General features: G+C 29.0%; 11 protein-coding genes and 2 tRNA genes. 3 read left to right on the top strand and 10 right to left on the bottom strand.

Annotation, left to right across the window (positions count from 1 at the left end; all coding sequences use genetic code 11):
* Position 1 precedes the first annotated feature (1 nt).
* The 3 genes from J3E06_RS06860 to J3E06_RS06850 form a co-directional block, all read right to left on the bottom strand.
* Positions 2-1,534, bottom strand: a complete 1,533-nt coding sequence (locus tag J3E06_RS06860; protein WP_013180815.1) for a glutamate synthase-related protein — start codon at positions 1,532-1,534, stop codon at positions 2-4.
* A gap of 116 nt (positions 1,535-1,650) precedes the next feature.
* Positions 1,651-2,736, bottom strand: a complete 1,086-nt coding sequence (locus tag J3E06_RS06855) for a class II glutamine amidotransferase (RefSeq protein WP_259164824.1) — start codon at positions 2,734-2,736, stop codon at positions 1,651-1,653.
* A gap of 339 nt (positions 2,737-3,075) precedes the next feature.
* Positions 3,076-3,819: a 7-carboxy-7-deazaguanine synthase QueE gene (locus J3E06_RS06850; protein WP_013180816.1), complete on the bottom strand. Its 744-nt coding sequence runs from the start codon at positions 3,817-3,819 to the stop codon at positions 3,076-3,078.
* Between the two features lie 400 nt (positions 3,820-4,219).
* Between J3E06_RS06850 and J3E06_RS06845 the strand changes: the two genes are divergently transcribed.
* Positions 4,220-4,420: a TRAM domain-containing protein gene (locus J3E06_RS06845; RefSeq protein ID WP_013180817.1), complete on the top strand. Its 201-nt coding sequence runs from the start codon at positions 4,220-4,222 to the stop codon at positions 4,418-4,420.
* A 324-nt stretch (positions 4,421-4,744) separates the two neighbouring features.
* Here J3E06_RS06845 and J3E06_RS06840 read toward each other — a convergent pair whose 3' ends face one another.
* The 3 genes from J3E06_RS06840 to mfnF all read right to left on the bottom strand — a co-directional run bounded on the left by J3E06_RS06840 (position 4,745) and on the right by mfnF (position 7,757).
* The gene (locus tag J3E06_RS06840) at positions 4,745-5,128 is read right to left on the bottom strand and encodes a hypothetical protein (protein WP_013180818.1); all 384 of its coding nucleotides are present in this window, start codon (positions 5,126-5,128) and stop codon (positions 4,745-4,747) included.
* Between the two features lie 250 nt (positions 5,129-5,378).
* Positions 5,379-6,578, bottom strand: coding sequence for an argininosuccinate synthase (locus J3E06_RS06835; protein ID WP_013180819.1), 1,200 nt, complete (start codon positions 6,576-6,578; stop codon positions 5,379-5,381).
* 177 nt (positions 6,579-6,755) lie between these two features.
* Positions 6,756-7,757 (bottom strand): (4-{4-[2-(gamma-L-glutamylamino)ethyl]phenoxymethyl}furan-2-yl)methanamine synthase, encoded by a 1,002-nt coding sequence (mfnF, locus tag J3E06_RS06830; RefSeq protein WP_013180820.1) that lies wholly within the window; start codon positions 7,755-7,757, stop codon positions 6,756-6,758.
* 236 nt (positions 7,758-7,993) lie between these two features.
* Between mfnF and priS the strand changes: the two genes are divergently transcribed.
* Positions 7,994-9,103, top strand: coding sequence for a DNA primase catalytic subunit PriS (gene priS / locus J3E06_RS06825; protein ID WP_013180821.1), 1,110 nt, complete (start codon positions 7,994-7,996; stop codon positions 9,101-9,103).
* 100 nt (positions 9,104-9,203) lie between these two features.
* On the opposite strand, the gene J3E06_RS06820 is transcribed toward priS, so the two are convergent.
* A tRNA-Gln gene (locus tag J3E06_RS06820) sits at positions 9,204-9,276 on the bottom strand.
* Positions 9,277-9,408: 132 nt separating this feature from the next.
* On the opposite strand from J3E06_RS06820, the gene J3E06_RS06815 reads away from it, so the two are divergent.
* Positions 9,409-9,482 (top strand) — tRNA-Thr (locus J3E06_RS06815).
* A 227-nt stretch (positions 9,483-9,709) separates the two neighbouring features.
* Here the strand turns inward: J3E06_RS06815 and J3E06_RS06810 are convergent.
* From J3E06_RS06810 to hemA, 3 genes are all read right to left on the bottom strand, one after another.
* Positions 9,710-10,675, bottom strand: coding sequence for a hypothetical protein (locus J3E06_RS06810; protein ID WP_013180822.1), 966 nt, complete (start codon positions 10,673-10,675; stop codon positions 9,710-9,712).
* A gap of 414 nt (positions 10,676-11,089) precedes the next feature.
* Positions 11,090-12,379 (bottom strand): hydroxymethylglutaryl-CoA reductase (NADPH), encoded by a 1,290-nt coding sequence (gene hmgA, locus J3E06_RS06805; RefSeq protein WP_013180823.1) that lies wholly within the window; start codon positions 12,377-12,379, stop codon positions 11,090-11,092.
* The gene (gene hemA / locus J3E06_RS06800; RefSeq protein ID WP_048187232.1) at positions 12,360-13,580 is read right to left on the bottom strand and encodes a glutamyl-tRNA reductase; all 1,221 of its coding nucleotides are present in this window, start codon (positions 13,578-13,580) and stop codon (positions 12,360-12,362) included. Before hemA ends, hmgA begins: the two co-directional genes overlap by 20 nt.
* Positions 13,581-13,593: the final 13 nt, after the last annotated feature.

The raw sequence follows: 13,593 nt of genomic DNA, 5'->3' as shown, positions 1-13,593 counted from the left end.
ATTATAAACCAGCTTGTTTTAATCCTAAAGCTTTTAATTCTACTTCGTTAAGACCTACTCCTCTTAGTCTGTCCCTATTTCCTCTTAAGCTTTCAATAGAGTTGATACCTGCAGCACCAAGTAATTCTTTAATTTCGTGAGTCCACGCACCAATTAAATTAGATACTCTATCCGCTGCTTCTTCAATATCTAATCTCTCAACTAAGTCAGCTCGCTGGGTTGCAATACCCCAACAACATTTTCCACCATAACATCTACCACAAACAGTACATCCCATAGCAATCATTGCAGCAGTACCAATATATACCGCATCAGCGCCTAAAGCAATGGATTTAAATACATCTGCGGAATTTCTAATTCCACCACTCGCAATAACGCTTATTTTGTTTCTGTTTCCTTGTTCCCTTAATCTATCATCTACTGCGGAAATAGCTACTTCTATTGGGATACCTACATTATCACGGAATACTTTAGGTGCAGCACCAGTCCCACCTTTGAATCCATCAATTACAACAGCATCAGCGTCAGAAGTTGCAATACCATTTGCAATAGCTGCTACATTATGCACGGCAGATATTTTAACAAATACTGGTAATTTCCATCTTGTAGCTTCTTTTAAACTTCTTACGAGTTGTGCCAAGTCTTCGATTGAGTAAATATCGTGGTGTGGTGCAGGTGATATTGCATCTGAACCCTCTGGAATCATTCTTGTCATTGAAACTTCAGCTGAAACTTTTTCTCCAGGTAAGTGTCCACCAATACCTGGTTTTGCGCCTTGACCTATTTTAATCTCAATTGCGGCTCCTTTTGATAAATATTCACTATTTACCCCAAATCTACCACTCGCAACTTGTGTAATTATGTTGTCTGAGTATTCATATAAATCTCTGTGGAGTCCACCTTCTCCAGTTCCCATAAATGTTCCACATCTTTTTACGGCTCTTGCCATAGCTTTATGTGAATTTAAGGAGATGGCACCATATGACATATGACCTATCATTATAGGAGTATCTAATTTTAAATTAGGGGCAATTTTAGTTTTTAGTTTTGTTTTTTTAACTTTTTTACCATCAATTTCTTCTTCAATATGGTCAAATTCTAATTTTTCTGGTTTTGCACCTATATATGTTCTTAATTCCATAGGTTCCCTTAGGGGGTCAATTGATGGGTTTGTAACTTGACATGCATCTAATACAATATTGTCATAGTATATAGGGTAGTCTTTTGCATTACCCATACCACTTAATAATATACAGCCAGAATTAGCCTGATTTAATACGTCCTGTCGTGCTTCTGGGGTCCATACAGGATGTTTCCTACCTTGTGATGGATTTTCAACAATTGTGATAGCATCTCTTGGGCACATTGAAGCACATCTAAAACATGAACCACATCTATTATCGTAGGTTATAATTTTGTCTTTTGATTTCCTAATAGCGTCCCAGGCACACTCTTTTGCACATCTACCACATAATATACATTTATCATGGTCAATTGTAATTTTATATTTTGGTGGAACAGTTGACGGAATCATTGTTTCACTCCCTTAAATTTTTTATTTTTAATTACTATTACTTATTTTCACATATTTTTGGATAATTATGTTTTAATATCTTTTTTAGTATGTTTATTAATCATACAATTGTTTTATTATTCTTCAAATCTTGCAATAGTCATCCTACCTGCATCAGGCATCCAAACTCTGTCTAATTCCGGATATATTAATCTAATTGCAGCTTCTTCACTTGAAATAAATAATAAATCGTCCTTTTCTGCAGCTATGAGTGGTCTTAATTTAATTCTATCGGTAAATCCTAACATATCGTTTTTATCGTCTGTTTCACCGTTTGAAAAGACTAAACCCTGGTTTGTACCTATTACAATTGCAAAAGGTCCATTCATTGCGGCTCCTGCATAAGTCATTCTAATAGCTTCACATATTTTTCTTTTTTCTTCATCCATGCCATCTATATCTTTCCAAAATCTTGGCGCTAATGCACTTATTACATATTCTATTGGTAATTTATGTTTTCTTGCCAATAAATCAAATAAATATGCTACGACTTCGGTATCCGTTAATAGATTACATTCATATCCAAAACTTTCTACATATCTTTTATTTGTTCCGTAGCTTGTAATTTCTCCGTTATGTACTACTGACCAACCTAATAAGTTAAATGGGTGAGCTCCTCCCCACCAACCTTTTGTATTTGTAGGGTATCGAGCATGGGATAACCACATATATCCTTCGTATGTATCTAATTTGAAGTATTTAGCTACTTCATCAGGCCAAGCTGCAGCTTTAAATACTCCTAAATTTTTACCACTCGAAAATATGAAGGCACCATCAATTTTTGAATTTACTTCAATTACCATATCAACAATTTTGTCTTCTTCATTTTCTGCGTATTTTTCGTCCATTTCATAGAAAAATCTCCATGAAATATACTCTTTTTTAATAATGGAGTCATCCACAGGTATTTCTTCATCTTTTACAATAATACCGTATCTTTGCAGTATTCCTTCAACTTTGGATTTTATCTGTGGGAATTCTACTGTATTATCAATAAATACGTGGATTGCGTATTTATCAGCATATTCTGGGTATATTCCGTATCCTACATAACCAGAACCTTCGCCATTACCTCTATCCCTTAAACTATCCAAAGCTTTGGCAATTTTATCTCCTTTAATTAATCTACCTTTTTTACTCATAAAGCCTATAATTCCACACATAAGAATCCTCCTTTTTTGGGTTATAGTAGTATGGATAATCTAATTTATATACATTATCAAATATGGAAATCTATAAATCTATTGATTTATTCAATATAATGTTTTGAAATTTTAGATTAAGTTTGAAAAATTTATAAGTTTAAAATTTGTAATTAATTATGACATTTATTATCTACAATATTGTCATTATTATTAATTATATATGGTATTAAGTATAATGGATATTCAAATATATATAATAATTCCCTATTATTTTAACATTTTTGATTTAATTTTTAAAAAAATTAAAAAATACTAAAAAATATCCAAAAATATTAAAAAAATAAGAATATTTTAATTTTATAACATATTCATCCATTTATGAATTTGCGGTGTAAACATTACGTCAGTATATTTGCCACAAAGTTCCATAATTTTAAATATCTTTTTTTGGGCAGGTGGTTTTATATCAAGTCCTTTTATGGGCGTTATTGGTTGAATACATAATGTAATATTACCTATATTTGAAATATCTTTTGCAATCTTTTCTATTAACTCATTAGATGTATTTTCGAATATTACAACTTTTGCATAGACTTCAGTGCCGTTTTTATATAAATTTTCAATGGTTTTAAGTTCTTTTTTATATAAATCTTCCCATTCTATAACTTTATTTACATTATCAAAATGTTCTGGCAGTTTTATGTCAATTGAAGCATAATCATAATATTTTGCATCTTTTACAGCTTCGGGAAACATACCATTACTTTCTAAAAATGTTTTATAACCTTTTTCACGCAATTTTGGTGCGTAAGTTTCAATATATTTTGAATAAACCAACGGTTCGCCACCTGTGAAAGATATTGCAAATAAATCTGGAGTTTTTAATTCATCTATGGTTTCTATTAAACAGTTCTGTAAATCTGGAACTTCTTTTATTACATCAGAACCTGAAATATATTCAACTTTTGGGATTCCTTCTGCAGTATTTGGTTCATCGCAATAAATACAGTTCAAAGGACATTTTTTGAACCTTACAAATATAAATCGTTTTCCAATATATTTTCCCTCGCCCATTATCGATGAAAAAACTTCTCTTATCATTGTATCGCCCACAAAATTTTTAAAAATATAAATTTATTGATTTATATATATTTATTGCTTATTAACTTTATCTTTTTTTATTTTTACCTTTAATTTTATTTAAATCTATTTTTGAAGATAATAAAATATAATTAATTACTTTTAAAGCTATAAATGGCCATTTTTTACAATATTTTTGATTTTGAGCAGGGTGGTTTTTAAAAAATTTAGGTTAATATATTTTACTACTTTAAATTCATACAACTATCTATATATACTATAAAGTCTATGAATTATTATTAAATCATCATGCAGTATGAATATATATATAAATTTTAAATATAGGTAAATAACATCTATAATGATTTATGATTTATAGCATTACTTCAAATACCTAGTTGCATGGTGTAAAGGTGAAAAAATGAACAGTGATAATAAAATAATACCTGTTAAACAGGGAGAACAATACAACGTAACAATCGAAGATATGGGTAAAAGCGGAGACGGTATTGCAAGAATTGATGGATTCGTAATTTTTGTTCCTGAAGCACAAAAAGGAGAAGAAGTAGCTATCAAAGTTACAGCTATCAAAGAAAAATTCGCTTTTGCTGAAAAAATTTAATTTTTTCATCTATGAAGTATGTTATAATTCAAATTACATATTAAATATGAATAAGATATTTCATTAATAACTATACTATTCATAACTAATTGTAGTAATGTTGGGCATAACATTCTTCAATATTTAATTTTTAACCTATTTTAGACTTGCTTTAGAAGTAATGTTATTTATACTGTAATTATGTAATATTCATAAGGACAATAGTCATATTATCTTAATTTAATAACTATATAAATAAATGTATTTATCGTAATACATTTGTGATATTTAATAATATTTAGTATCATCTAATTTTTAATTTTTATTTTTTATTTTTTAAAATAGTTATTCTTCATTAATTACGGATAGTTCTTTTTTCGAATTCCTAATTTTTTCATATATTGCTGGTTCTTCGTAATTTTTAATCTTAGCAACATAAGGGCAATCTTTAGGCAATGCTTTTACCAAAATAGCTTCCATCATGGATAAACAACCTTTTTCTTTGTGAAACCTGTCTTTGTATATACTACACCTTTTAGTTTCTAAATTAAGATGTTTACAATATACAACATTCATTTTTTCATTTTCGTAGTCTTCATAAGCATGTACTATGCAACATCTTCCGCATTGCTCACAAATTTCATCTGGAAAAATAGTTTCACTTATTTTTATCGAATGATTTTTATCGTAATTTATAGAACTTCTTTTTAAAACTTTTGAATTATTCAATTTTTCACCTGAGTTAATATCCTCTTAAATAATAACTATTTATAATAGTTTATTAGCTGGGGTAAAAAAGATAATTATAAACCTAATGCGTAATATAATTTTCAAAAAATACGCATTACAACATCAAAAAAATATTATTAAATTAAATTTTAAATTTAAAAAATATAATATGTATGATATTGCGGCAATAATTAATTTTCATTATTAATAAAATTACCAATTACTCATTAATTATACTCAATCAATTATCTTATTTTTTAAGACCTTCGTATATAGCAGCTTGAAGGCCGTGGAATTTAACCATTCCTACGATTTCGTTCTGGTCCATTTCTTTGTTTTCGAAAGAAACCATTTCTTCATTATAAAGTGCATCTGAGCTGTTTCTTCCAACAATTCTTAAGGAACCTTTGTATAGTTTGACTTTTACAACACCATTCATTCTTTCCTGTGTTTTATCAATAAATGCGTCTAAATCTTGTTTTAAAGGTTCGTGCCATAGCCCTCTGTATATTAAATCTGCATACATAAAGTCTACGGTTTCTTTAAATTTGATTTCTTCACGAGTTAACACAATTTGTTCGAGAGCTTTGTGGGCATTGATAAGTAAGAAAGCACCAGGACATTCATAGTTTTCTCTTGATTTTAAACCTAAAATCCTGTCTTCTATGATATCTACTCTACCGACTGCATTTCTACCTGCAATTTCGTTTGCTTTTCTTATTAATTCAACTGGTTCCATTTCTTCATCGTTTATTTTAACTGGAACACCTTCTTTAAATTCAATTTTAACTAATTCTTCCTCATCTTTAGCTAATTTAGGTGTGGTAGTCCAAGCAAAGCATTCTTCTGGAGTTTCATACATTGGGTCTTCAAGCACCCCTCCTTCAATACTTCTTCCCCATAAGTTTTCGTCTATACTAAATGGTTTTTCAAGGTCTACAGGTACAGGAATACCTTTTTCTCTTGCATATTCAATTTCTTCAGTTCTTGTTAAGTTTAAATCTCGGATTGGTGCTACAATTTCTATCGATGGAGTTTTAGCTCTCATAATAGATTCAAATCTAAACTGGTCATTTCCTTTTCCAGTACAACCGTGGGAAATTGCTGAAGCATTTAAACTTTCTGCAAGTTCTGCAATTTTAACTGCTATAAGTGGTCTTGCTAAAGCAGTAGATAATGGGTAGCCTTCATATAAAGCATTAGCTTTAATTGCTCTGAAAATATAATCTTTTGCAAATTCTTCTTTAGCATCAATTGTATGATGTTCTAAAACCCCGAATTTTTTAGCTTTTTCTTCAGGTTCGATTAAATCTTCAGCAGGCTGTCCCACATCAACAGCAACTGAAACTACGCTGTAATCGTATTTATCTTCCAATAGTTTTAAACAACAACTTGTATCTAATCCGCCAGAATATGCCAATACTGCGATTTTTTTGTTTTCATGTGCCATATAATCACCGATATCTAATAATATATATGTTAATTGAATTATAATTTTAATTTAGCTAATATGTGTATACCATTTATTTTAATTTATTAACTATTCCATTATTTTATTATATATTTATATCTTTCATTTTTTTAAATTATTTTATAATTTATTTTATACTTTTTATTTTTTTTTAGTTTATAAATTATCGTACATAAGTTTTGCAACCGCATAACTAGGAGTAGCTAAACTTACGTCTTTATCATATATTTCAGTAATTGATTTAATGGTATAATCCGAGTTTAACGAATCTATTAATATCTTTTCACCTAATCCTGTAATTATAACATCTTTTAAATCATATTTTGAAGAAACTAATGATACATTAGTTTTTATTAAATTTTTCCAAATATCATAATATTCTTCTGCAATTTTTACAGCTTCTTCTTTTGATATTTGGTTTAAATCTGTACATAATACTTTAGATATCCTAATTAAGCTATCTTCTACACTTGTAGATTTACCATCGGCAGTTTCGCAAGTATATTCATTTTCGGATATTTTATCCATAATTATGGACACATCCCCGGTTATTGCAAAGTATTCTGAGGATACATTGGATAAAACGCCTCTAAAATTAATCTGATTTGCTAAAAATGACAATGGGGTTCGCAATGTACCGACATATAATAATTCGTTGTTCATAAGTCTTTCTAAGTCATTATCGTTTGCCAATACTTTGCCATTTTTTATGGGTATTATATCCGTGGTTGTGGAGCCCATATCCACAAATATACAATTTTCGTTGATTTCTTTTACTAATTCTGCTGTAGCCATCCAATTTGATGCAGAAACTTTCATATGATTAATTTTAGCTTCATCTACGCTTATAAAGTTCCCTTCCGTATCAAAAACACTTATATTTTCAATAGGTATTTTGTTAGAATAGGCTTCTGCAACTGCGTCAAGTATTGCAATAACGCCCTCTTCCTTCGTGGCGTATGAATCTGCAAGTTCTGCAGTCATAACTAAAGCTACCTTAAAATCTGATTCTGGACAATTTTGTTTAAGAACTTCGGTTAATCTATGGTTTTCTTTCCACATTGGTAAGTAAATATGTTTTATAATATGTTTTCCGTTTTCGTCGATTTCAGTGATTTTAGTATTTGCTCCGCCAATATCTACGCCAATAATTTTAATAAAAATCCCTCTTAAGATATTTTTAATTATTTTTAATTATCTTTAATTTAAACATTTTTTATAGTTTTATACGAAAGTTATCAATATTTAATTGATTATGGTGCAAACATATGTATTAAGTAATATAATATGACTAATATAATTATAAAATATATAAAACATTATATATCAATGATATTTCAAATTTGATTATAACTACCATTATAGTAATTTAAAAAGTGTAAATCTAAGATAATATGGGAAAAACAATTAAAAACCAAAGTTTGGCTAAAAGTACTAATGACGAAAATATCGTATTGAAAGAAGTATTTGGATTATATTCTGAGTATTACAAATATGCGGTAAAAAGAAAGTGGTTAGAAATACCTAAAGACTTACCTCATCGTGAAATAGGATTTGGAATTACAAAAAAGGTTGATAATAGGAACATCTGTTTTGAACGTAGTGTCGATTACTTAAAATGGGTGCTTAATAATTCCCCATTACATTTGTACAAGTCATTATCTTATATGGAACACCCTGAAAATATGGGGGGTGCTAATCAAAAGAAACTATTTAGGCGAGAAATAGCGTTTGATATAGATACTCATAAGACTGAAAAATGTAAACACGATGAAAATTGGTTATGTGAACATTGTTTGGAAGAAGCTAAAAATCAAACTCTCATATTAATTGATGAATTTTTAACTCCATTTTTTGGATTTTCTAAAAACGATTTAAAAATAGTTTTTTCAGGTAATAGGGGATATCACATATATATCGACCCAAAAAATGAACAACTTAAGGAAGAAATTGAACATTGGGGTAAGGATGAGCGTCGATATTTTATTGAGTTTATCTTAGGAAAAAATTTAAATCTAAATCAAATGGGAAATTCCTGGAAAAAGATTTTAATTGATAAATTTAAAAAGAATAAATTTGCCACTAAATCATTTGAAAATACTAAAAATTGGGATAAGGAATTAAACAAAGTCAATAGGGAAAAATCTAAGCCTATACTACTTAATATAATCGATAAAACTAAAAATAGGCTGGAATTAGACGAAAAAGTGATGGACGATGATATTCGGCTTTTAAGGATGGTTGGCTCTTTACATGGATTTACGGGTTTTATGGCCAAGGAGATAAAATATAATACGTTATCTACCGGTTTTTTTGAACCATTGTCTGATGCCATATTTTCGGAGTTCTCTAAATCTTATTATGATATAAAGATAAATTCTGAAATAAATGACGTTATTATTAAAAATGAACGATATGATAAAGAAAGTAAAGAAGTACCCGCCAGTTTATTGTTATTTTTATATGGACACGGTGTAGATTTTGAAATTTTAGAGAAACATTAAATTTTAACTTTTTTAGTTTTTATTTTTTAAATATTAAATTATAACTTAAAAATAGATTTATTAATTTAAATTTATAAATATATATTCTTAAAATAAAAAGTAGCCCGGCGCGGATTCGAACCGCGGTCTCAGGTTCCAAAGACCCGAATGATTGGCCTCTACACTACCGGGCTATATTGCATCGAAAGAGTTAGTTTTAACTAACTTCATAATAGGAATGGTATTTATTATATATAAATGTTTCGATAGTCCAACTACCGAAAACTATATATATTTAAAATGTCTTATTGAAGTTAGATGTTAATGCCTCAGTGGCTCAGCCTGGTAGAGCGCCTGCTTGGTAAGCAGGAGGCCGCGGGTTCAAACCCCGCCTGAGGCTTTTTTTAATAAACGACGGAAATATTTATACATTTAAATATACTACTATAGTTAATGTTTATAATATATTTCTTTTTTGATAATGTTATTTATCAAATTATTTTTAAAGCTATTACTCTATTGTATATATCATACAAAACAAAATTAAAACAAAATTTAATGATTAGTATTCAAGATAGTTATATGGTTAAATTAATTTAATTTTAAATTTTTAAGTTTTTATATATTTTATTTGGAAAATTTTGAATAATTTTTTAAATCTGAGAATCCATTGCTTTTTAAAAGTTTTTTATCAAATTCATTCAATGGACACTTTTTAAATGGAGGTATTGAACTTCCAGTTTTTGAATATATGTGGCCATTTTTAGCTTTAGCTGCTAAATATTTGCCAGCATCTTCTTTTATAAGGATATTTCCATCTTTCATATCAGAGCCGGTAAAATCCGCTGTTTTTCCATTAATTATAACTGTACCTCCCCTCAATACTGCACCTGTATTTTTACCTGCATCCCCATTTACAATAACTTTGCCTTTTTTCATCAATATACCGGTACTTAAATCTACATTACCTTCAACAGTTATTATGTAGTCTTCATCAAGTCTAGCACCTATTGTATCTCGTAATATATTATCTGATATTATTAAATTTTCAGAGATTAATTTATTTGGCTTCAATAATTTATAACCTTTGGAATTACCGTTTTTTAAGAAATCGGTAATCGACACATATTTTCTATAATCTTTAATATCGCTTTCAATTTCTAGTATATTACCCATAGGTTCTTTAATCCTATATTTTTTATTTTGATATATTATGCCAGAAACCATGCTTATACCACATCTTGTGTCGATATTTCCATTAATTACAACTGTACCTACATCCGTAATATTTCCAGAGCCTCCGAAGTACATTAAATCAGCACCTAATGAACTACAAAATCTCTTTCCAACATTACCTTCGATAACTATAATATTTTCGGGGTTTTTTATAAATTCAACCAATTTTTTGTATGATATGTTAGAATTTGGCATTATTTCGTGATTTTCATCAAAATTACTTTGCCATTTAAAATTGTATGTAAAATCCAATAGGCAATTAACTGGTTCAGATAATCTAATTGTGAGTATATTATTGCTTTTGATATTTTTTAAGTAATTTGCCATAGTTTTTTTTGATTTTAAAAAGCTAAACATAATATCCCCATTATAATCTTCATATAATCAACATAGTCTACATTAGTATTATATTTCTTACCCCATATACTATTTTTGATATGGTTTTGAAGTAATATGACATAAATATTGTTAATTATGATAAGACTATTTTGTAAAATTTTGATAAAATAGAATTATTGAGCTTTATAAGTTTAAAATATTTAAACAGTCCAATTTTAATTTTTAAATTATCATATTATTAATTAATAACTGGAGACAATTAAATAGTTATATTTGAATAATTTAATGGGGGCTATTAGTATATATAATATCCAAAATAATCCCTATTTTTATAATTAATTTAGTTTAACATAAAATAGTAATTTGTCGTGCAATGAATAAATAAAGAATAATGGGGGTAAATATATGTAAATTATATTGCCAATAATAAATTTACCTTCCTAATTCCGAATGTGCTTTGGCTAAATGGCCAGCTGCCAAAGCACCGGCTAAGGATAATTCTCCTGCTAAAACTGCTGAAGCAACTATCTCTGCAAATTTTTTACTATTGCCATTGCCTGAACATCCCAATATTTTTAAACATTCCTGTTGAGTTTCCACTCTCGTACCGCCACCAATAGTGGCTATTGGTACATCCGGCAACGTAACTGAGAAATATAATCCATCTTCCTGACATTCTGCAGTAGTTATTCCCATACTACCTTCTACAACGTGTGCAGCATCTTGACCTGTGGCTAAAAATAAAGCACCAATTACATTGGCAAAGTGGGCGTTGAAACCTAATGAATTTACAATTGCAGAACCTATTAAGTTTTTATTAGTATTAACATATTCTATAGCTTTTGAAGTAGTTTTTAGATATGTATTAACCATTTCTTCGGTTAAAAATACTTCTGCCACTATACTTTTACCCCTTCCTTCTATTAAGTTAATTGCGGATGGTTTTTTATCCACACAAACATTACCACTTAACGCAACAGTATTAATTATAATTCCTTTTTGAGCCATTTCCTGCTCTAATAGTCCACATACTTTTTCTGTAGCGATTGTGACCATATTCATCCCCATTGCATCACCGGTTGTGAAGCAAAATCTTGGATAAACATTTTTTCCAACTATTATTACAGGCGATACATTTATTAATTTACCGTGTCTTGTAGTACTTTCCGCAACTTCTTTTATTTTATCAAAGTTATCTTCAATCCAATTTTTTAATTCCAATGCATCTGCAACAGATTTGGTGGCAATAATGGGTGCACGAGTCATTTTATCCCCTATCACTCGAGCTTTTGAGCCTCCGCATTTTGAAATAATGCTACAACCCCTATTTATTGAAGCAATCAATGCACCTTCTGTCGTTGCCAAAGGTATTTGAAATTCACCCTGTGCATACTCTCCATTTACAATTAAAGGGCCTGCAAATCCGAGTGGAACCTGAACCGCACCAATCATATTTTCAATGTTTTTTTGCATTGCAGGTTTTTCATCAAGGGTATAATGTCCAATATGTTCTGTTTTTACACCTGATAGTTTTTCAATATAATTTCTTCTAACTATAACTGCATTTTTTTCCCCAATTAATTTATCCAATTGATACACTTTTATTTCTTTTTTAATCAATTTTTCGACTATTTCATCAATTTCTTTAGTTTTAATTTCTTTAAATTCAACATTTTTTTCATTATTTTCCTTATTTTCATTATTATTTTTTATATTGTTCATTTTTCCACCAAATAGAGTTAATAAGTTTATCTTTGGATGTATTGCATGAATAATTTACATAATCGTGAGAAATTTTTTTAGTAATTGATTTTGAAAAGTTTTTAAATATTTCTTCGGCTTTTTCAGGGTTATTTTTGACTAAGTTTAGAGCTTTATTTAATTCCTTAACTCTAATTTCTTCTAAATAATTATTTAAATCTTTTAATATTTCCTCTATATCTAATTTTTCAAGATTTTTAAGTAATATTTCATATTCTTGAGTTATGATTTCATATACTTTTGGCATTTCATCCATTCTTTTTTGCAAATTGGTATCTGAAACTTCCCTTAAGTTATCGATTGTATACAATATAATGTTTTCGAGCTCTGAAACACTTTCTTCTACATCACGAGGATTCGCTATATCAACTATAATCTTAGCACTCACGGAGTTAGATTTTTGGATATCTTCTATATCTTTTTTATGCAATATCGTATGTGGTGATGCCGTAGCACATATGATTATATCGCTGTAATTTATGGCTTCTTTTAATTTATCAAAATTAATTGCAATACCTTTTAATTCTTTTGCAAGCCTTTCTGCACGTTCATAAGTACGGTTAGATATTATAACTGCTTTTATATTTTTTTCAGCAAGTGTTTTAGCAACTAAAGTCCCCATTTCCCCTGCACCAATTAATAATACATTTTTATTGTCTAAACCAAAGTTTTTTTCAACTAATTCCAATGCTGCACTGCCAATAGAGACACTACCTTCATTTATTTTAGTTTCTACCCTAACTCGCTGACCAACATGGATAGCCTTTAAAAAAACCATTTCTAAGTATTTACTACATTTTCCTTTTTCTTTAGATGTTTGTAAACTTCGTTTAATCTGTCCAAGAATTTGGTCTTCCCCAAGTACCATCGATTCAATACCACAAGCTACTTTTAAGAAATGTATGATTGCGTCTTTACCTTGGATAATTTGAAAATTTTTGAATTCTTCAAGTAATTTAGCCATATATTGGTCATTGTTTAGTCCTTTTTTACATTCTTTAATGCATTGGTATTGTAAATCATCAAAATATATTTCTATCCTATTGCAGGTTTGTACCAATATACAATGCTTATGTTTTTTGTAAAATTCTTCTTCATTTTGTCTTAATTTTTCTAATTCGTCAATTGAAAAAGTTTTATGGTCGGCTTTAAACAATAACATATATACACCCGAA

It is taken from the genome of Methanococcus voltae, assembly GCF_024807655.1.
Lineage (GTDB): Archaea > AGJL01 > Methanococci > Methanococcales > Methanococcaceae > Methanococcus > Methanococcus voltae_D.
This window is presented reverse-complemented; position numbering and strand designations above follow the sequence as displayed.